This window comes from Streptomyces sp. NPDC006610 (assembly GCF_040611575.1).
Classification (GTDB): Bacteria; Actinomycetota; Actinomycetes; order Streptomycetales; family Streptomycetaceae; genus Streptomyces.
In genome coordinates, this window is record NZ_JBEXOP010000013.1 from 67077 (window position 1) to 87363 (window position 20287).

17 protein-coding genes and 1 pseudogene are annotated in these 20287 nt (G+C 72.5%); 5 read left to right on the top strand and 13 right to left on the bottom strand.

All coding sequences use genetic code 11. The annotated features are described in order from the left end of the window. Positions 1-285 precede the first annotated feature (285 nt). Positions 286-996 carry a phosphatase PAP2 family protein gene (locus ABZY13_RS13300; protein WP_356629970.1) on the top strand — a complete coding sequence of 237 codons (711 nt, stop codon included), beginning with the start codon at positions 286-288 and terminating at the stop codon, positions 994-996. Here the strand turns inward: ABZY13_RS13300 and ABZY13_RS13305 are convergent. From ABZY13_RS13305 to ABZY13_RS13340, 8 genes are all read right to left on the bottom strand, one after another. Next, positions 935-2680, bottom strand: a complete 1746-nt coding sequence (locus tag ABZY13_RS13305; RefSeq protein ID WP_356630148.1) for a glycoside hydrolase family 18 protein — start codon at positions 2678-2680, stop codon at positions 935-937. The two genes, ABZY13_RS13300 and ABZY13_RS13305, sit on opposite strands and share 62 nt — an antisense overlap. A 150-nt stretch (positions 2681-2830) precedes the next feature. After that, on the bottom strand, positions 2831-3319 hold the full coding sequence (locus tag ABZY13_RS13310) for a hypothetical protein (protein WP_356629972.1): 489 nt from the start codon (positions 3317-3319) through the stop codon (positions 2831-2833). A gap of 155 nt (positions 3320-3474) precedes the next feature. Continuing rightward, positions 3475-4893 carry an FAD-dependent oxidoreductase gene (locus tag ABZY13_RS13315; protein WP_356629974.1) on the bottom strand — a complete coding sequence of 473 codons (1419 nt, stop codon included), beginning with the start codon at positions 4891-4893 and terminating at the stop codon, positions 3475-3477. Between the two features lie 22 nt (positions 4894-4915). Beyond that, entirely contained in the window at positions 4916-5716 is an 801-nt protein-coding gene (locus ABZY13_RS13320) for an ABC transporter permease (protein ID WP_356629976.1), read from the bottom strand. Then, positions 5717-6640, bottom strand: a complete 924-nt coding sequence (locus ABZY13_RS13325; RefSeq protein WP_356629978.1) for an ABC transporter permease — start codon at positions 6638-6640, stop codon at positions 5717-5719. Further along, on the bottom strand, positions 6640-7785 hold the full coding sequence (locus tag ABZY13_RS13330) for an ABC transporter ATP-binding protein (protein WP_356629980.1): 1146 nt from the start codon (positions 7783-7785) through the stop codon (positions 6640-6642). The genes ABZY13_RS13325 and ABZY13_RS13330 overlap by 1 nt, the downstream gene beginning before the upstream one ends. A 5-nt stretch (positions 7786-7790) precedes the next feature. Further along, positions 7791-9035 (bottom strand): spermidine/putrescine ABC transporter substrate-binding protein, encoded by a 1245-nt coding sequence (locus ABZY13_RS13335; RefSeq protein WP_356629982.1) that lies wholly within the window; start codon positions 9033-9035, stop codon positions 7791-7793. A gap of 53 nt (positions 9036-9088) precedes the next feature. Continuing rightward, the gene (locus ABZY13_RS13340; protein WP_356629984.1) at positions 9089-10624 is read right to left on the bottom strand and encodes a gamma-aminobutyraldehyde dehydrogenase; all 1536 of its coding nucleotides are present in this window, start codon (positions 10622-10624) and stop codon (positions 9089-9091) included. 184 nt (positions 10625-10808) lie between these two features. Here ABZY13_RS13340 and ABZY13_RS13345 point away from each other — a divergent pair, with 184 nt between their 5' ends. After that, positions 10809-11414, top strand: a complete 606-nt coding sequence (locus tag ABZY13_RS13345) for an NADAR family protein (protein ID WP_356629986.1) — start codon at positions 10809-10811, stop codon at positions 11412-11414. 4 nt (positions 11415-11418) lie between these two features. Here the strand turns inward: ABZY13_RS13345 and ABZY13_RS13350 are convergent, their stop codons facing one another. Next, entirely contained in the window at positions 11419-12318 is a 900-nt protein-coding gene (locus tag ABZY13_RS13350) for a DUF4190 domain-containing protein (protein WP_356629988.1), read from the bottom strand. 104 nt (positions 12319-12422) lie between these two features. On the opposite strand from ABZY13_RS13350, the gene ABZY13_RS13355 reads away from it, so the two are divergent. Both ABZY13_RS13355 and ABZY13_RS13360 read left to right on the top strand, forming a co-directional pair. Continuing rightward, positions 12423-13565 (top strand): adenosine deaminase, encoded by a 1143-nt coding sequence (locus ABZY13_RS13355; protein WP_356629990.1) that lies wholly within the window; start codon positions 12423-12425, stop codon positions 13563-13565. Between the two features lie 48 nt (positions 13566-13613). Next, a complete protein-coding gene (locus tag ABZY13_RS13360) occupies positions 13614-14321 on the top strand; it encodes a glycerophosphodiester phosphodiesterase (protein WP_356629992.1) in 708 nt (235 codons plus the stop codon). Here ABZY13_RS13360 and ABZY13_RS13365 read toward each other — a convergent pair. From ABZY13_RS13365 to ABZY13_RS13375, 3 genes and pseudogenes are all read right to left on the bottom strand, one after another. After that, positions 14296-14626, bottom strand: a pseudogene (locus ABZY13_RS13365) (NADP oxidoreductase); the annotation flags it as partial. The gene ABZY13_RS13360 and the pseudogene ABZY13_RS13365 overlap by 26 nt on opposite strands. 43 nt (positions 14627-14669) lie before the next feature. After that, positions 14670-15212, bottom strand: a complete 543-nt coding sequence (locus ABZY13_RS13370) for a hypothetical protein (protein WP_356629994.1) — start codon at positions 15210-15212, stop codon at positions 14670-14672. 56 nt (positions 15213-15268) lie between these two features. Further along, entirely contained in the window at positions 15269-17506 is a 2238-nt protein-coding gene (locus ABZY13_RS13375) for a heavy metal translocating P-type ATPase (RefSeq protein ID WP_356629996.1), read from the bottom strand. A gap of 148 nt (positions 17507-17654) precedes the next feature. On the opposite strand from ABZY13_RS13375, the gene ABZY13_RS13380 reads away from it, so the two are divergent. Then, positions 17655-18611, top strand: a complete 957-nt coding sequence (locus tag ABZY13_RS13380) for a hypothetical protein (RefSeq protein WP_356629998.1) — start codon at positions 17655-17657, stop codon at positions 18609-18611. A gap of 160 nt (positions 18612-18771) precedes the next feature. On the opposite strand, the gene ABZY13_RS13385 is transcribed toward ABZY13_RS13380, so the two are convergent. Continuing rightward, positions 18772-20211 (bottom strand): gamma-aminobutyraldehyde dehydrogenase, encoded by a 1440-nt coding sequence (locus ABZY13_RS13385; RefSeq protein WP_356630000.1) that lies wholly within the window; start codon positions 20209-20211, stop codon positions 18772-18774. Positions 20212-20287 lie beyond the last annotated feature (76 nt).

Sequence of the window (20287 nt, forward strand, 5' to 3'; positions counted from 1 at the left end):
CGGGGCCTCCCCAGCTTCGACCTGGTCGTGCCTCGCGCACACAAACCGGGGCCTCGCGCCCCGGGTCTCCTCACCGATCGGACGGTCGCCCGCCCCAGACCCCCCGGGGCGCGCGACGTTCCGATTCGGACGCCCGTGATCGGCCCCCCCGATCCCGGCCGTCGAGAAGGGCCGACGCACACCCCCCCTTGCGTCGGCCCTTCGGCCGTTTCCGGGGCCAGGTGCGCGCTGCGGCCCGCGGGGGTACGAGGCCGCACGGGGCGGTCATGCGGTAGGCAGTACCTCATGCCGCGACCCCCCTCGCCCCGACCGCGCCCGGCCGCCCCCGTGCCGCCCTCGCTGTGCCCTCCTTTCCTCCTGTGCCTGACCCTCGGCCTGCTGTTCGGCCTGATCACCTGGCAGGTCGTCGCCGACGGGCCGCTGGTGCGGCTGGACGAGCGGATCAGCCGGGCCGCGGTCCGGCCCGGCCGGGTCTCCGACGCCCTCGCGGACCTGGGCAACGTGGAGGTCGCCGTCCCCGTCCTGGCCGCCGTCGCCGCCTACGCCGCCCGCCGCCGACGGCGGGCGGGCGAGCGGCGCTGGTGGCGGCCGGCGGCCGGCGCGCTCGGGCTGATGGCGCTGGTGCCGGTGCTCGTCGTGCCGGTCAAGGAGCTGACCGACCGTCCCGGGACCCCGGCCGTGCCCCCGGCCACCGGCTACTTCCCCTCCGGCCACACCGCCACCGCCGTCGTCGCCTACGGCTGCGCCGCCCTGCTGGTCCTGCCCTGGCTGCGGCGGGCCCTCGTCCGACGCGCGGTCGTCGCGGGCGGCGCCGTCGTCAACCTGGGCGTCGGGGTCGGGCTGGTCCGGCACGGCTACCACTGGCCGCTGGACGTGGTGGCCAGTTGGTGCCTCGGGGCGGTGCTGCTGACGGTGTTCGCCACCTCGGCCGGAGTCAGCCGAAGTAGCCGTCGAACGTGCGCTGGAACTCCCAGTTCGCGAACCGGTCCCAGTTGATCGACCAGGTCATCAGGCCCCGCAGCGACGGCCAGGTGCCGTGCGTGGCGTACGAGCCGCAGTTGGTCCGCTTCGTCAGGCAGTCGAGGGCCTTGGTGACCTCGCCCGGAGGGACGTACCCGTTGCCCGCGTTCGTGGACGCCGGCATGCCGATGGCGACCTGGTCGGGGCGCAGCGGCGGGAAGACGTTGTTCGCGTCGCCCGCGACCGGGAAGCCGGTGAGGAGCATGTCGGTCATGGCGATGTGGAAGTCGGCGCCGCCCATGGAGTGGTACTGGTTGTCGAGGCCCATGATCGGGCCCGAGTTGTAGTCCTGGACGTGGAGCAGGTCGAGGTCGTCGCGCAGGGCGTGGATGACCGGGAGGTAGGCGCCGGCGCGCGGGTCCTGGCCGCCCCATCGGCCGGTTCCGTAGTACTGGTAGCCGAGTTGGACGAAGAACGTCTCCGGGGCCATCGTCAGGACGAAGTCGTCGCCGTACCGGGCCTGGAGGGTCCTGAGCGCCGAGATCAGGTTGACGATCACCGGGGTCTTCGGGTTCTTGAAGTCGGTGTCGTCGGCGTTGAGGGACAGCGAGTGGCCCTCGAAGTCGATGTCGAGGCCGTCGAGGCCGTACTCGTCGATGATCTTCGAGACGGAGGAGACGAAGGTGTCGCGGGCGGCGGCCGTGGTGAGCTGGACCTGGCCGTTCTGGCCGCCGATCGAGATGAGCACCTTCTTTCCGGCCGCCTGCTTGGCCCGGATCGCGGCCTTGAACTCGGCGTCGCTCTCCACGCCCGGGCACTCGGTCGCCGGGCAGCGCTCGAAGCGGATGTCGCCGGAGGTGACCGAGGTCGGCTCGCCGAAGGCCAGGTCGATGACGTCCCAGCTGTCGGGGACGTCGGCCAGGCGGGTGTAGCCGGAGCCGTTGGCGAAACTGGCGTGGAGGTAGCCGACCAGGGCGTGCGGCGGCAGGTCGGAGGAGCCGCCGCCGGAGCCGGGCGCGGTCGTCGCGGTGACCGTCGCGGACCTGGCGGACTCGCCGGCGTCGTTCACGGCGGCCACCTGGAAGGCGTACGCCGTCGAGGGCGTCAGGCCCGTCACGGTGGCCGAGGTCCCGCTCACCGTCTGGACCTTCGTGCCGTCGCGGTAGACGGCGTACCCCGTCGCGCCCGTGACCGGCGACCAGGACAGGGCGACGCTGGTGGCGGTGACGGTGCCGGTGCGCAGGCCGGCCGGCGGGGCGGGCGGCTGTCCGGTCTCGCCGCCGGGGCCGACGAGGGAGATGTCGTCGGCGTGGTAGGCGCCGGTGCCGTACCAGCCGTGGGTGTAGATCGTGACCCGGGTGGTGTTCGGGCCGGTGCGGAAGGTCGTCGTCAACTGCCGCCAGTCGGGGGCCGACTGGGTCCAGGTGGAGACGTCGGTGGTGCCGGTGCCGCTCGCGCCGAGGTAGACGTACGAGCCCCGGACATGGCCGCTGAGCGTGTACTGGGAATCGGGTTTGACGGTCACGGTCTGGGAGCAGCGGGCGTTGTCGCTGCCGGCCGGGGTGGCTTTCAGCGCGGAAGTGCCGCTGCGGACGGGACTGTTGACGGTGGTGCCGGCGGTGCAGGACCAGCCGTCCAGGCCCGCCTCGAATCCGCCGTTCCTGGCGAGGTCGGCGTCGGCCGCACGGGCGGCCGACGACAGCGCGGTCACGCCGGGCATGGTCAGTGCCACGGCGGTGAGGACGGCGAGAGGTCTGAAGCGATCCACGAGTGCCTCCGCGGAGGGGGGAAGGGGCAGGGTGGAGCGCCCACAACTTGGTCCAGACCAATCCCGGTTGTCAAGGGTTGCGGCGGCCGGAGCCGTCCTCCGTCACGCCCGGGGAGCCCCGCCCCCGGACGATCCGCCCTCCGCCCGTCCGTCCTCCGCCAGTCCCGCCGCCGCCTCGTGCATCGCCAGTTCCAGCAGCGCCGGGTCGGTGAGGGTGCCCGAGCCGTCCGGCGGCACCAGCCAGCGCACGCCGCCGGACGGCCGGCCGGGATACGGCACCACGATCCAGGTGCCGCTTCCGGCGGTGCGGACGCCGGTGCCGACCCAGCGCGAGGCGGTGCCCGGCGGCACCAGGAAGCCGACCCGCGCGTCGCCGAAGTCGGCCAGCACGGGCCCGGGTTGGTCGATGATGCGGGTGAGGACGTCGAGCGTGGGGTAGCCCAGCTCGCCGGGCAGGATCAGGACGTCCCAGGCCTTGCCCGCCGGCAGCAGCGCGACCCCGCGGGGGCTGCGCTCCCACTCCCAGCGGCACGCCTCGGGATCCGGCGCCACGGATGCCAGCCACTCGACCGCCGTCTTCGCCCCTGCCATGAGGAGACCTCCCTGTCTCTCGTGTCCGACGCTGGTCGCGTCACGAGGGAGAGGGAGGTCACCGGCGTCCATTACGCGGGTCCGGCTCACTCGTCCGAGTGAGCCGGATCACACGGGCGTGTGCCGCACGCCCGCCCGTTCGCCCGTGCGGGCGGTCAGCTGTCGAAGCCGAGCCCCAGCCGGTCCATCGTCCGCAGCCACAGATTGCGCCGCCCGGCGTGGGCGTCGGCCCTGGCCAGCGACCACTTGGTGAGCGCGATGCCGGTCCAGGCGAACGGCTCCGGCGGGAAGGGCAGCGGCTTCCTGCGGACCATCTCCAGCTCGGTCCGTTCGGTGCGCTCCCCCGCCAGCAGGTCGAGCATGACGTCGGCGCCGAAGCGGGTGGCGCCCACCCCGAGGCCGGTGTACCCGGCCGCGTAGGCGACCCGGCCGCCGTACGCCGTGCCGAAGAACGCCGAGAAGCGTGAGCAGGTGTCGATCGCCCCGCCCCAGGCGTGCGTGAAGCGCAGGCCCTCCAGCTGCGGGAAGCAGGTGAAGAAGTGGCCGGCGAGCTTGGCGTACGTCTCGGGGCGGTCGTCGTACTCGGCGCGCACCCGGCCGCCGTAGGGGTAGATGGCGTCGTAACCGCCCCACAGGATGCGGTTGTCGGCGGAGAGGCGGAAGTAGTGGAACTGGTTGGCGCTGTCGCCGAGGCCCTGCCGGCCGCGCCAGCCGACCGACGCGAGCTGCTCGTCGGTGAGCGGCTCGGTCATCAGGGCGTAGTCGTAGACGGGGACGGTGTAGTGCCGCGCCCGTCTGACCAGGCTGGGGAAGATGTTGGTGCCCAGGGCTGCCTTGCGGGCGCGGACCTCGCCGTACGGGGTGCGCACGCTCATCCCGGCGCCGTACGGCTTCAGGGTGAGCGCGGGGGTGTGCTCGTAGACCCGCACGCCGAGGCGCAGGCAGGCCCGCTTGAGGCCCCAGACCAGTTTGGCCGGGTTCACCAGGGCGACGCCCCGGCGGTCGTGCAGGCCGGCCTGGAAGGTGGGCGAGTGGACCTGGGCGCGGACGGCGTCGGCGTCCAGGAACTCGAAGCCGTCGCCGAGCCCCTCGCGCACCATCCGCTCGTACCAGTCGCGCAGTTCCCACGCCTGGTACGTCTCGGTGGCCACGTCGATCTCGCCGGTGCGCTCGAAGTCGCAGTCGAGGCCGTGCCGGGCGACCGCCTGCTCGATCTCGTCGAGGTTGCGGGCGCCCAGCTCCTGCAGCTTGTGGATCTCGCCGGGCCAGCGGGTGAGGCCGTTGGGCAGGCCGTGGGTGAGGGAGGCGGCGCAGAAGCCGCCGTTGCGGCCGGAGGCGGCCCAGCCCACCTCGCGGCCCTCCAGCAGGACGACGTCCCGTGCGGGGTCGCGCTCCTTGGCGATCAGCGCGGTCCACAGTCCGCTGTAGCCGCCGCCGACGACCAGCAGGTCGCAGGTCTCGGCGCCGGTCAGCGCGGGCTCGGGGCGGGGCCTGCCGGGGTCGTCCAGCCAGTACGGGACCGGCTGGGCGTCGGAAAGAGATCTGGTCCAACGGTTCATGGCGCTTGGGGCCATGATTTTCAACTCCCCACGACTGTCAGGACTTGTGCTTGGTGCGGCGGTTTCCGACGACCATGGAAACCAGGACGAACAGCACGGCGAGCAGGAACATGGCCGTGCCGACGACATTGATCTGGACGGGCGTTCCGCGCTGTGCCGAGCCCCAGACGAACATGGGGAAGGTGACGGTCGAGCCCGCGGTGAAATTGGTGATGATGAAATCGTCGAAGGAGAGCGCGAAGGCGAGCAGCGCGCCCGCCGCGATGCCCGGCGCCGCGATCGGCAGGGTCACCCGGAGGAACGTCTGGAAAGGACCGGCGTAAAGGTCCTGCGCGGCCTGTTCCAGACGCGGGTCCATCGACATCACGCGCGCCTTGACGGCCGTGACGACGAAACTGAGGCAGAACATGACGTGGGCGATGAGAATCGTCCAGAAACCGAGCTGCACGCCCATGTTGAGGAAGAGCGTCAGCAGCGAGGCGGCCATCACGACCTCGGGCATCGCCATCGGCAGGAAGATCAGCGAGCTGACCGCGCCCCGCGCCCGGAACCGGTAGCGGACCAGCGCGAAGGCGATCATCGCGCCGAGCACGGTCGCGCCCAGCGTCGCCCAGAAGGCGATCTGGAGACTGAGCGCGAGCGAGTCGCACAGCCCGGAGACCCCGCAGGGATCGGTCCAGGCGTCCGTGGAGAACGTCTGCCACTCGTAATTGAAGCGGCCCTTCGGGTCGTTGAAGGAGAACACCGTCACGACGACGTTCGGCAGCAGCAGATAACCGAGCGTCAGCAGTCCGGCGAGCACCACGAGATGGCGCCTGAACCAGTTCACGAATGCCATTTAGACCAGATCCTCCGTGCCGGACCTGCGGATGTGGAGCGACACCATGACGAGGATCGCGAACATCAGGATGAAGGACAGCGCCGCCGCCGTCGGATAGTCCAGAACCCGCAGGAACTGCGACTGGATCACATTGCCGATCATGCGGGTGTCGGTGGAGCCGAGCAGGTCGGCGTTCACGTAGTCGCCCGCGGCCGGGATGAACGTCAGCAGGGTGCCCGCGACCACGCCCGGCATCGACAGCGGGAAGGTGACCTTGCGGAAGGTGGTGACGGGCCGCGCGTACAGGTCCCCGGCGGCCTCGTGCAGCCGGCCGTCGATCCGCTCCAGCGAGGTGTACAGCGGCAGGATCATGAACGGCAGGAAGTTGTACGTCAGTCCGCACACCACCGCCAGCGGGGTGGCCAGCACCCGGTCGCCGGCGGTCATGCCGAGCCAGGAGGTGACGTCCAGGACGTGCAGCGCGTCCAGGGCGCCGACGACCGGGCCGCCGTCCGCGAGGATCGTCTTCCAGGCCAGCGTGCGGATCAGGAAGCTGGTGAAGAACGGCGCGATCACCAGGATCATGATCAGGTTGCGCCAGCGGCCCGCGCGGAACGCGATCAGATACGCCAGCGGATAGCCCAGCAGCAGGCACAGCACGGTCGCGGCGCCCGCGTAGAGCACCGAGCGCAGGAACTGCGGCCAGTACTCGGACAGCGCGTCCCAGTAGGTGGCGAAGTGCCAGGTGACCTCGTACCCCTCCTCCAGCGAGCCGGTCTGCACGGAGGTGGAGGCCTGGTAGACCATCGGCAGCGCGAAGAAGACCAGCAGCCACAGCAGACCGGGCAGCAGCAGGAGGTACGGCGTCCAGCGGCCCCGCCGGCGCGGGGGTTTCGCCTCGGGTGCGGGCGCCAGGGGCGGCGCTTCGGTGACGGTCGCCATCAGACCGCCTCTTCCTCGGTGCCCGCGTCGATGTCCTGGGCCGCGTCCAGACCGAAGGTGTGGGCCGGGTTCCAGTGCAGGACGACCTCGGCGCCGGGGACGAGACGCATGTCGCGGTCGACGTTCTGGACGTACACGGACAGCTCCGCGCCGGCCGGGCTGTCGACGACGTACTGCGTGGAGACGCCGATGAAACTGGCGTCGGCGATCCTGCCGGTGACGCGGTTGCGGCCCGCCGGGATCGCGCCCGCGTCGTCGGCGTGGGTGAGGGAGATCTTCTCGGGCCGCACGCCGACCAGCACCTTTCCGCCGGCCGCCGTGGGGGCCGTACAGCGCGCCCGGGGCAGCGTCAGCTTGCCGCCGCCCGCCCTCAGCACGATCTCGTCGCCGCCCGCGGTGTCGACCTCGGCCTCGATGAGGTTGGAGGTGCCGAGGAAGTTGGCGACGAACGTCGTCCTCGGGTTCTCGTACAGGTCGGCGGGGGCGCCGAGCTGCTCGACGCGGCCCGCGTTCATCACGGCGACCGTGTCGGCCATGGTCATGGCCTCCTCCTGGTCGTGCGTGACGTGGACGAAGGTGATGCCGACCTCGGTCTGGATGCGCTTGAGCTCCAGCTGCATCTGGCGGCGCAGCTTCAGGTCGAGCGCGCCGAGCGGCTCGTCGAGCAGCAGCACCTTGGGGCGGTTGATCAGCGCCCGGGCGACGGCGACGCGCTGCTGCTGGCCGCCGGAGAGCTGGTGCGGCCTGCGGCGGGTCTGCTCGCCGAGCTGGACCAGGTCGAGCATCTCGCCGACCTGCTTCTTCACGCTCTTGATCCCGCGCCGGCGCAGCCCGAAGGCGACGTTCTCGAAGACGTCGAGGTGCGGGAAGAGGGCGTAGGACTGGAAGACGGTGTTCACCGGCCGCTTGTACGGGGGCAGCCGGGTCACGTCCTGGTCGCCGAGGTGGACGGTGCCGCCGGTCGGTTCCTCCAGGCCCGCGATCATGCGCAGGGTGGTGGTCTTGCCGCAGCCGGACGCGCCGAGCAGGGCGAAGAAGGAGCCCTGCGGGACGGTCAGGTCCAGCGGGTGGACGGCGGTGAAGGAGCCGTAGGTCTTGGTGATGCCCGAGAGGCGGACGTCGCCGCTGTGGTCTGTGGTCGTCATGGTCGTCACGCCCCTGTGAGCTTCGCGAACTTCTCTTCGTAGGCCGTCTCTTCCTTCGAGCTCAGGGAGCGGAAGGCGCGGGACTTCGCGGCCATCTCCTCGTCGGGGAGGATCAGCGGGTTGTTCGCCGCGTCCTCGTCGATCTCGGCGAGTTCGTCCTTCACCCCGTCGACCGGGCACACGTAGTTGATGTACGCGGCGAGCTGCGCGGCCGGTCCGGGCTCGTAGTAGTAGTCGATGAGGCGCTCGGCGTTGGTCTTGTGCCGTGCCTTGTTGGGGACCAGCAGGTTGTCCGTGGACGTCATGTAGCCGCTGTCCGGGATGAGGAAGTCGACGTCGGGGCTGTCGGCCTTGAGCTGGACGACGTCGCCGGCCCAGGCGAGGCAGGCGGCGAAGTCTCCCTTGGTGAGGTCGGAGGTGTAGTCGTTGCCGGTGAACCGGCGGATCTGGCCCCGGTCGACGGCCTTCTGGAGGCGGGCGATCGCCGCGTCGAAGTCGTCGTCGGTGAACCGGCCCGGGTCCTTGCCCAGGTCGAGCAGGGTCATGCCGACGCTGTCGCGCATCTCGGACAGGAAGCCGACCCGCCCCTTGAGCTTCGGGTTGTCCAGCAGGTCGGAGACGGACTTGACCTCGACGCCGTCCAGCGCCTTCTTGTTGTAGGCGATGACCGTGGAGATGCCGGTCCACGGGTAGGAGTAGGCGCGCCCCGGGTCCCAGTCGGGGCTGCGGAACTGCCGGGAGAGATTGGCGTACGCGGTGGGCAGGTTGGCCGGGTCCAGCTTCTGGACCCAGCCGAAGCGGATGAGCCGGGCGGCGAGCCAGTCGGTGACGCAGATCAGATCGCGTCCGGTGGGCCGGCCGGCCGCGAGCTGCGGCTTGATCTTGCCGAAGAACTCGACGTTGTCGTTGATGTCCTCGGTGTACTCGACCCTGATCCCGGTCCGCCTGGTGAACGCGTCGAGCGTCGGGTGGTGCTTCTCGCTCTCGTCGACGTCCATGTACTCGGTCCAGTTGGAGAAGCTGACGGTCTTCTCCTTCGCCGAGTGGTCCTCCGACGAGACGCCCGAGGTCTTCGCGGCCGGCGGAATGCCGCAGGCGCTCAGCGCGCCGAGGCCGCCGGCCGTGAGTGCGCCGCCCGCGGAGGCGCGCAGCAGCGAGCGGCGGCTGAGGGAGGCCCTGCCGTTGCGGAGGCTGCGCCGCATGGCGGCCACTTGGGCCGGCGACGGGCGGTCGGGCTCGTACTGCTCCATGCGCGTGGTGCCCTTTCGGAGGATGGGCGGCCGCGGGTCGGGCGGCCTGGTGGCTATCGGTCCCCGAAGACGGTGCGGTGCCAGTCCTTGCGGGCCACCGCCGTGTTGTCGAACATGACGTGCTTGATCTGCGTGTACTCCTCGAACGAGTACATGGACATGTCCTTGCCGAAGCCGGACTGCCCATAGCCGCCGTGCGGCATCTCGCTGATGATCGGAATGTGGTCGTTGACCCAGACGCACCCAGCCCGGATCTCACGGGTGGCACGGCCCGCGCGGTACACGTCCCGGCTCCACGCGGAGGCGGCGAGCCCGTACGGGGTGTCGTTGGCGAGCGCGATCCCCTCGTCGTCGGTGTCGAAGGGCAGGACCACGAGGACCGGGCCGAAGATCTCGGCCTGGACGATCTCGCTGTCCTGGGGCGCGTCGGCGATCAGCGTGGGCCGGTAGTAGGCGCCGTCCTTCAGCTCCCCCCGCGGGGCCTCGCCGCCGGTGACCACGCGCGCGTAGGCGCGCGCCCGGTCGACGAAGCCGGCGACCCGGTCGCGGTGGGCGTGCGAGATCAGCGGCCCGAGGTCGGTGCCGGGGGCGAACGGGTCGCCGAGCCGGACGGTCTCCATGAGGGCGGCGGTCCGGGCGACGAACTCCTCGTACAGGGGGCGCTGCACGTAGGCGCGCGTGGCGGCGGTGCAGTCCTGCCCGGTGTTGATGAGCGCGCCGGCGACCGCGCCGTGCACGGCGGCCTCGAGGTCGGCGTCGTCGAAGACCACGAAGGGCGCCTTGCCGCCGAGTTCGAGGTGGATCCGCTTGACGGTGGCGGTGGCGATCTCGGCGACGCGCTTGCCGACGGGGGTGGAGCCGGTGAAGGAGGTCATCGCGACATCGGGGTGGCCGACGAGGCGCTCGCCCGCGTCCCGGCCGGCGCCGGTGACGATGTTGACGACCCCGTTCGGCAGGCCCGCGTCGGCGGCGGCCCGGGCGAACAGCAGGGAGGTGAGCGGGGTGGGTTCGGCGGGCTTGAGGACGACGGTGTTGCCCGCGGCGATCGCCGGGAGGATCTTCCAGGCGGCCATCTGGAGGGGGTAGTTCCAGGGCGCGACGGAGCCGACGACGCCGATGGGTTCGCGGCGCACGTACGAGGTGTGGTCGCCGGAGTACTCGCCGGCCGACTGGCCCTGGAGGTGACGGGCGGCGCCTGCGAAGAAGGCGGTGTTGTCGATCGTGCCCGGCACGTCGAACTCGCGGGTCAGCTTCAGCGGTTTGCCGCACTGCAGGGACTCGGCGCGGGCGAAGTCCTCGGCGCGGTCGGCGAGGACGGCGGCGAGGCGGTGCAGGGCGTCGGACCGCTCGCCGGGGGTGGCGGCGGACCATCCCGGGAAGGCGTCGCGGGCGGCGGCCACGGCGGCGTCGACGTCGTCGGCGCCGGCCAGTGCGTAGCGCAGCACCTCGTCGCCGGTGGCCGGGTCGACGACGGCGTGCGTACGGCCCGACGTGCCGTGGGTGAGACGGCCGGCGATGTACTGCGCACCGTCCGCGAACCGGTCCCGTGCGGCGAATCGTTCCGGGGTGCCCTGACCCGCGTCGTGCATGTCGCTCTCCTTCGGCGGCGTGGCTCCAGCTCGATTTGAGTGCCGATCCTGACAGAGCAGTGGGTCATCAACAAGGGATTCCGTTGTTGCCTTTTGGTTACACGACGGAATCTGTCGACCAGGTGTCGAGTCGCCCGGGAAAAGGCAGGACGGACTGTCAGTGGCGCCTGCCAGACTCGCGTGCATGGAGAACACGACGGGGGCGCCGGGACGGATCGGCTCGCGCGAAGCGCTGGTCGAGGCCGTCCGGGCGGGCGTGAGGGTGAAGTACCTGTACTTCTGGGGGCACCGGCCGCGACCGGGCGGACGGATCGGTCCCGGCTGTCTCAGCCAGTGGTGGCCGTCGCCGTTCACGGTGGACGGCGTGGCGTACGCGAGTGCCGAGCACTGGATGATGGCCGCGAAGGCCCGTCTCTTCGGGGACGCGGAGGCCGAGCGGCTGGCGCTGGCCGCGGAGCATCCGGCGCAGGCCAAGCGGGCGGGGCGGCTGGTGCGCGGCTTCGACGAGGCGGTGTGGGAGCGCGAGCGGTTCGGCATCGTGGTCGAGGGGAGCGTGCACAAGTTCGGCGCCGACGCCGGTCTGCGGGAGTTTCTGCTGGACACGGGGGACCGGGTGCTGGTGGAGGCGAACCCCGTGGACCGGGTCTGGGGCATCGGCCTGGCGGCGGACGACGCCGCGGCCGGGGACCCGGAGCGGTGGCGGGGGGCGAATCTGCTGGGGTTCGCGCTGATGGCGGCGCGCGAGCGGATACGGGCGCGGGATCAGGAGGCCGTCCCGCGCCCGGCGTGAGCGGTCAGGCGAGGAACAGCGCCAGCATCAGGAGGATGCCGACGACCGCGCCGACGGCTCCGCAGATGATGCCGGCCAGGGCCTGGCCCCCGTTGGTGGCCTCGCCCCGGCTCGCCCGCTGCCTGCCGATCACGCCGAAGACGACGCCGAGGACGCCGGTGACGATGGCGAGCGGCCACAGGCAGAAGCCGACGACCGAGACGATGCCGACGATCAGCGCGGCGGTGCCCAGCCCGTTGTTCGGCATGGCCGGCATGGCCGGCATGCCGGTCCAGCCGGGGTAGGGCTGATGGTGGTGGCCGGGGGCGTGCTGGCCGGCGTGGACGGGCTGCGCCGGGTAGGCGTAGCCGGCCGCCGGATAGCCGTACGGCGCCCGGCCGGGGCCGTCGGGGGCGATCGCCGGGGCCGGGACGGCGCCCTGCGGGGGCGCGGCCGGGCCGGTGGGCGGCGCGTAGGGGGTGCCGGCCGAGGGGGTGCCCGGCTGGTGGGGGGTGCCCGCCGGCGGGGTGCCGGGGCCGGGGGGCGCGAACGGGTTGGGCGGCGGGTACGCCCCGGGTCCGCCGGTCGACGGGGCCGGCGCCGCCCAGGGCTGGGCGGGGGCCGGGTTGCCGTCGGCGGTGGGCATCGAGGTGACCGTCTGCTGGTCGTGCACGGAGGGCGGCACGGGGGCGACAGGGCCGCTCGACGCGACGGTCATGCCGGGTCCCGCGGGCGCGGCCCACGGGTCGGGGTCGTCCCGCACGACCGGGATGGCGTCGCTGTCCAGCGCCGCGCCGGGGCTCGTCTCCCGCACGGACTTCTCGGGCGCCCACGGGTCACGGGCGTCACCGCCGGTCGCGGACGCCCCCTGCCCGTCGGCGGCGTTGTGCTCCGGCGCTGCCGGCGGCTGCGGGTCGTCGGACATGCGCGGGGTCCCCTCTGTCGTACGCGGTCGAACGCGTGCGGTCATGCTACGACCAGAACCGTCGGCACGGGGGCCCGGTCCCCCGCGACATCTCCCGGCCTACGATGATCCCGACCCGTCGATCAGCCGATCACCCGCGTCCCGCCGGCCAGGCCCGGGGCGCCGTTCCCGGGGAGGAACCCTTGTCCGACCGTCTCGTGGCCGCCATGACCGGCGACCGTGATCTGCGCGCCTTCATCGCCGGACTGCCCAAGGCGGAGCTGCATGTCCACCATGTCGGCTCGGCGTCCCCGCGGATCGTCGCCGAACTGGCCGCCCGCCACCCCGACTCGAAGGTGCCCACCGACCCCGAGGCTCTGGTCGACTACTTCACCTTCACGGACTTCGCGCACTTCATCGAGGTGTACCTGTCCGTGGTCGAGCTGATCCGCACCCCGGAGGACGTGCGGCTGCTGACGTTCGAGGTGGCCCGGGAGCTGGCCCGGCAGCAGGTGCGGTACGCGGAGCTGACCGTCACGCCGTTCTCCTCCACCCGCCGCGGCATCGACGCCAAGGCGTTCATGGAGGCGATCGAGGACGCCCGCACCGCGGCCGAGGCCGAGTTCGGGACCGTGCTGCGCTGGTGCTTCGACATTCCCGGCGAGGCGGGGCTGGAGTCCGCCGAGGAGACCGTCCGGCTCGCCACCGACGACCGGCTGCGCCCGGAGGGGCTGGTCTCCTTCGGGCTGGGCGGGCCCGAAGTGGGCGTGCCCCGGCCGCAGTTCAAGCCGTACTTCGACCGGGCCATCGCCGCGGGGCTGCACTCGGTGCCGCACGCCGGCGAGACCACCGGGCCGGAGACCGTGTGGGACGCCCTGACGCATCTGCGCGCCGAGCGCATCGGGCACGGCACGAGTTCCGCCCGCGACCCGAAGCTGCTGGAGCACCTCGCCGAGCACCGCATCGCGCTCGAGGTGTGCCCGACCTCCAACATCGCCACCCGCGCGGTGCGCACCCTGGACGAGCACCCCATCCGGGAGTTCGTCGACGCGGGCGTGCCGGTGACGGTCAACTCCGACGATCCGCCGATGTTCGGCACCGACCTCAACACCGAGTACGCCGTCGCCGCCCGCCTCCTCGACCTGGACGAGCGCGGTCTCGCCGGCCTGGCGCGGGGCGCGGTCGAGGCGTCGTTCCTGGACGAGCCCGGCAAGGCGCGACTGACCGCCGAGATCGACGAGTACACCGCGCGGTGGCTCGCGTCCTGACCCGCCGGGGCCGACCCGTTACAGGGCCCGACCCACCACAATGGGCCCATGCGGAACGTGATCGCCGTGGCCCACCGCGGCGCCCCCTACCACCACCCCGAGAACACGATCGACTCCCTGCGCACCGCGCTCGACCTGGGCGCGGACGCGGTGGAGACCGATGTGCGCCTGACCCGCGACGGCGTCCCCGTGCTGCTGCACGACCCGACGCTGAAGCGGCTGTGGGAGCACGACCGGCCGGTGCTCGCCCTGTCGGCGGACGAGGTGCGGGGCCTGACCGGGGGCCGGGTGCCGACGCTGGCCGAGGCCCTCGCGGCGACGGACGGCAGCCGGCTGATGCTGGACCTGCCCGGCACGCCGGACGTCCGGGCGGCGCGCCGGGTGGTCGACGTGGTCCGCGAGTGCGGGGCTCAGGACCGGGTGTACTACTGCGCCGGCGCGCGGGCGATGCTCGCGGTGCGCGAGGCCGACCCGGCCGCCGAGATCGCCCTGACCTGGACGACGCTGGCCCCGCCCCGGCCCGCCCTGCTGGAGGCGGTGCGCCCGCGCTGGCTCAACTACCGCTTCGGCCTGGTGGACCGGGACCTCGCCGACCGCGTCCACCGCGACGGCTACCTGCTGTCCGTCTGGACCGCCGACACCCGGCGCACGATGCGCCGGCTGGTCGCGGCGGGCGTCGACTCCATCACCACCAACCGCGTCGACGCCCTGTGCGCCCTGCGCGACCGCCTCACCGCCGGGGCCCGGCGAAGCTGAGCGGCGGCGCGATCGCCTGCGCGTCGGCCCCGTCCCCCACCCACAGCCCGATCAGCAGCGCCGCCGTCGCCTCCACCAGCCCCGCCCGGTCCAGTCCCCGGCGTTCACCGGCTCGCAGCCGATGTCGCGCACCAGCCGCCGTACGCGGACAGCGCCCGTTCGTCGTCGCCGCACAGCGGCACCGCCAGGGGGCGGCCGTCGAAGACGGACGGGGTCAGCCTCCAGACGTCGACGTGGCAGAGGTTGAACGCCTTCACCACACGGGCGTCCGGGGCCGCGGCGGCGATGCGCTCGGCGGCGGAGGGATCGACGCCTTCGGGGCCCGGGCGTTCGAGCACGGCGACGAGGTCATGGCCGCGCAGGAGCGGTTCGAGCGAGACGGGCGGGGTCCGGGGCCGCGGTGAGCGCCTCCAGCCGCTTGATCCTGCGGCGCACCACGTACAGCGGGATCACCCCGAACACCCCGAACGACATGTCGATGGCCGTCCACCACCCGGGGATGCCGCGGACCGGCCCGCAGATCAGGGCGAGCGGGACGACCATCGCGCAGGCGATCATCCCGAACTCGACCACCCAGATGTTGCGGACCGGGTCGCGGTAGGGGCCGTAGAAGGCGACCGCGATGACCAGGTGGGCGAAGGCGAGCCAGTCCGTGCCGTACAGGACGAACGGGTGGTCGGCGTCGGTGGCGTCCAGCCCCCGCCGCACCCGCTCGACCCATTCCATCAGCCCCGGCAGCTGCTCGGGCACGAACGTCGACCGGAGGAACTCCTCGGCCCAGCGCAGCTCGTGGACCAGGGGGAAGGCCGTCGCCCCGCTGAGGACCAGGCAGACCACGAAGAACGCCAACCACGCGCGAATGCCCTTCAGCAGGGCGGCTCTGTCGCTCATGACCCGAGCCTACGCCCCCCTTTTGAACGTGTTCAAAAGGGGGGCGGAAAGATGCCTCACGCCGCCTTGAAGCCCCGCAGCCGCAGGGAGTTGCTCACCACGAAGACCGACGAGAAGGCCATGGCCGCCCCGGCGAGCATCGGGTTGAGCAGTCCGGCCGCGGCGAGCGGCAGCGCGGCGACGTTGTAGGCGAAGGCCCAGAACAGGTTGCCGCGGATCGTGCCGAGGGTGCGCCGGGAGAGCCGGATCGCGTCGGCGGCGGCGCGCAGGTCGCCCCGGACCAGGGTGAGGTCGCCGGCCTCGATGGCCGCGTCGGTGCCGGTGCCGAGGGCGAGTCCGAGGTCGGCCTGCGCGAGGGCGGCGGCGTCGTTGACCCCGTCGCCGACCATGGCGACCGTACGGCCCTCCTCCTGGAGCCGGCGCACGACGGCGGCCTTGTCCTCGGGCAGCACCTCGGCGATGACCTCCTCGATGCCGACCTCGGCGGCGACCGCCCGTGCGACGGCCTCGTTGTCGCCGGTGAGCAGCACGGGCCGCATCCCCAGCGCCCGCAGCCGGGCCACCGCCTCGGCGCTGGTGTCCTTCACCGCGTCGGCGACCACCAGCACGGCACGCGCCCGCCCGTCCCAGGCGACCGCGACGGCGGTGCGGCCGTCCCGCTCGGCCGCCGTCTTGGCCGCGCGCAGTGCCTCCGGCAGTTCCAGCGACCGGTCGGCCAGCAGCTTCTCCCGTCCGACGAGGACCGCGTGACCGTTAACGACGCCCCGCACTCCCAGTCCGGCCACCGACGTGAAGTCCTCCGGCGCCGGCAGGCTTCCGACGCGCTCCTCGGCGCCGGCGGCGACGGCCCGCGCGATCGGGTGTTCGGAGGCGTGCTCCAGCGCCCCGGCCAGCCGCAGCACCTCCGCCTCGCTCTCGCCGTCGGCGGTGTGCACGGCCAGCAGGGTCATCCGGCCGGTGGTGACGGTGCCGGTCTTGTCCAGGACGACGGTGTCCACGCGCCGGGTGTTCTCCAGCACCTCCGGGCCCTTGATCAGGATGCCGAGCTGGGCGCCCCGCCCGGTGCCCACCATGAGCGCGGTCGGGGTGGCGAGGCCGAGGGCGCAGGGGCAGGCGATGATCAGCACGGCGACGGCGGCGGTGAACGCCGTCGCGGCTTCGGCGCCGTTGCCGAGCCAGAAGCCGAGGGTGCCGAGGGCGAGCGCGATGACGACCGGCACGAACACGCCGGATATCCGGTCGGCGAGCCGCTGGGCGGCGGCCTTGCCGTTCTGGGCGTCCTCCACGAGCCGGGCCATCCGGGCGAGCTGGGTGTCGGCCCCGACCCGGGTGGCCTCGACGACGAGCCGCCCGCCCGCGTTGACGGTCGCGCCGGTGACGGTGTCGCCGACGCCGACCTCCACGGGCACGGACTCGCCGGTCAGCATCGAGGCGTCGACGGCGGAGGAGCCCTCGACCACGGTCCCGTCGGTGGCGATCTTCTCGCCGGGCCGGACGAGGAAGCGGTCGCCCGGCTTCAGATCGGCGACGGGCACCCGGTGCTCGGCGCCGTCGCGCAGCACGGTGACGTCCTTCGCGCCGAGTTCCATCAGCGACCTCAGCGCGGCGCCCGCCCGCCGCTTGGAGCGGGCCTCGAAGTAGCGGCCGGCCAGCAGGAAGGCGGTCACCCCGGCGGCCGTTTCCAGGTAGAGGTTCCCGGAGCCGTCGCCCCGGGCGATGGTCAGCTCGAAGGGATGGGTCATGCCCGGCGTGCCCGCGGTGCCGAGGAACAGCGCCCACACCGACCACAGGAACGCCGCCGCGGTGCCGACGGAGACCAGCGTGTCCATGGTGGACGCGCCGTGCCGGGCGTTGGTCCAGGCGGCACGGTGGAAGGGCCAGGCGGCGTAGGTGACGACGGGCGCGGTGAGGGTCAGGGACAGCCACTGCCAGTACTCGAACTGCAGGGCCGGGACCATCGCCATGGCGATCACGGGCACGGCCAGGACGACGGCGGTGACGAGCCGTTCGCGCAGCGGCTTCAGCTCGTCGGTCTCGGCGGGCGGGGCGGCGGCGTCCGGCGCAGTGGGCTCGTGGGCGGTGTACCCGGTGGCCTCGACGGTGGCGATCAGGTCGGGGACGGTCACGCCGGCCGGGTAGCTGACCTTCGCCTTCTCGGTCGCGTAGTTGACGGTGGCGGTGACGCCCGGCATGCGGTTGAGCTTCTTCTCGACGCGCGCCGCGCAGGAGGCACAGGTCATTCCGCCGATGGCCAGCTCGACCTGGGCGGCGCCGGGTGCCGGGGCGATCGTCATGGCGTCCTCACTCCTCCTGTCCGGGGGGCGTCCTCCCCGGGCGCTTCGTCCAACTTCCCTCATACCCCAGTGGGGTATAAGCTGAGGCCATGTATACCCCCCAAGGGTATGCTGAGGCAAGTCAGACGAGCGACTCCAGGAGCCCGCGATGCGTCCCGCACAGAAGATCGGCGCCTTCACCGCCGCACTCGCCACGTCCTTCGCCGTCGCCTACGGCATCGGCGACGCCGTGAACCCGATCTCCACGGAGACGACGGCGGAGATGAAGACGGAGACGGCGGCGAAGCGCCCGGCGGCGAGCAGCACGCCCTCCGCGCCGGGGACCGCCCCCGGCGGCCTCCAGGTCTCCGAGCGCGGCTACACCCTGGACCTGGACACCCCGCGCGTGCGGGCGGGCGAGGAGAGCGAACTGCGTTTCGTCGTGCGCGACGGCAGGGGACGGCCGGTGACCGAGTACCGGCGCGAGCACGGGAAGGAACTGCACCTGATCGTCGCCTCACGCGATCTGACCGTCTACCGCCATCTGCATTCCGCACGCGGCTCCGACGGCGTCTGGCGCTCCACCGCCGACCTCCCCGACCCCGGCGCCTACCGCGTCTTCGCGGACTTCACGCCCGCCGCCCAGCAGGACGGCCTGACCCTGGGCGCCGACCTCGCGGTCACCGGGGACTACGCGCCGGGGAACCTCCCCGCGCCGTCCCGCACCGCCGAGGTGGACGGCTACACGGTCGCCCTCGCCGGCGGCCTGAAGGCGGGCGGCGAGAGCACGCTGACGTTCACGGTCACCCGCGCGGGCCGCCCCGTCACCGCCCTCCAGCCCTACCTGGGCGCGTACGGCCACCTGGTCGCCCTGCGCTCCGGCGACCTGGCCTACCTCCACGTCCACCCGCACGACGAGGTCCACGGCGACGCCGAGTCCGGCCCCGAGGTCGCCTTCTCCGCGACGGCGCCGAGCCCGGGGACGTACCGCCTGTTCCTGGACTTCAAGATCGACGACGAGGTCCGCACCGCGGCGTTCACCGTCCGCGCGGGCGGCGACGCACCGGCGGCGACGGAGCCGGCCCCGGAGCCGACCGGGCACGACGAGGCGCCGCACGGCCACTGACCGGCGCACGTCCGCGCGGGCGACCACGTCCGGGCGGGCACGTCCGCGCGGGCGCCCCACCGGCATCCGTGGAACCCGCCCCGCCCCCTCCCCGGCACGGCCCCGAGCACGCCGCGGCCCCGGACGGAGAGTCCCGTCCGGGGCCGCGCGCCGTCCGTCGTCAGGCGTCCAGCGACGTCATCACGTGCTTGATCCGCGTGTAGTCCTCGAAGCCGTACCCCGACAGGTCCTTGCCGTAGCCGGACTTCTTGAAGCCGCCGTGCGGCATCTCCGCGACCAGCGGGATGTGGGTGTTGATCCACACGCAGCCGAAGTCCAGCTTCTTGGACATCCGCATCGCGCGGGCGTGGTCCTTGGTCCACACCGAGGAGGCGAGGGCGTACTCGACTCCGTTGGCGTAGCCCACCGCCTGGTCCTCGTCGGTGAAGGACTGGACGGTGATGACGGGGCCGAAGACCTCGTTCTGGATGATCTCGTCGTCCTGCTGGAGGCCGGAGACGACCGTCGGGGCGTAGAAGTAGCCCTTGTCGCCGACCCGCTGACCGCCGGTCTCCACCTTGGCGTGGGCGGGCAGCCGGTCGATGAAGCCGGCGACCTGCCGGAGCTGGTTCGGGTTGTTCAGCGGGCCGTACAGGACGTCCTCGTCGTCGGGCTGCCCGGTCTTCGTCTCCGCCGCCGCCTTGGCGAGCGCGGCCACGAACTCGTCGTGGATGGACTCCTGCACGAGCACGCGGGTGGCGGCCGTGCAGTCCTGGCCGGCGTTGAAGAAGCCCGCGACCGAGATGTCCTCGACGGCCTTGGCGATGTCGGTGTCCTCGAAGACCACGACCGGGGCCTTGCCGCCCAGCTCCAGGTGGACGCGCTTGACGTCCTTGGCGGCGGACTCGGCGACCGACATGCCGGCGCGCACCGAGCCGGTGATGGAGGCCATCGCCGGGACCGGGTGCTCGACCATCAGACGGCCGGTGTCGCGGTCGCCGCAGATGACGTTGAAGACGCCCTTGGGCAGGATCTCCCCGAGGATCTCGGCGATCAGGACCGTGGAGGCAGGGGTCGTGTCGGACGGCTTGAGCACGACCGTGTTGCCCGCCGCGATGGCCGGGGCGAACTTCCACACGGCCATCATCATCGGGTAGTTCCAGGGCGCGACCTGCGCGCAGACGCCGACCGGCTCGCGGCGGACGATCGAGGTCATGCCGTCCATGTACTCGCCCGCGGAGCGGCCCTCCAGCATCCGGGCCGCCCCCGCGAAGAAGCGGATCTGGTCGACCATGGGCGGGATCTCCTCGGAGCGGGTCAGCCCGACCGGCTTGCCCGTGTTCTCCACCTCGGCCGCGATCAGGTCCTCGGCCCGCTCCTCGAAGGCGTCGGCGATCTTGAGCAGGGCCTTCTGCCGCTCGGCGGGCGTGGTGTCCCGCCACGCCGGGAACGCGGCCGCGGCGGCGGCCATGGCGGCGTCGACGTCGGCCTGTCCGGAGAGCGGAGCGGTCGCGTACGCCTCGCCGGTGGCGGGGTTGACCACCTCCGTGGTCCGTCCGTCGGCGGCGTCCCGGAACTCTCCGTCGATGTAGTTGCGCAGGCGACGCAGTTCGGTGGTCACTGCCGGCCCTCCTGTCGGGGTGTCCATTCCTTGAGATGCCCACCCTAATCGGTTGCCCGACGGTTTCAACACCCCC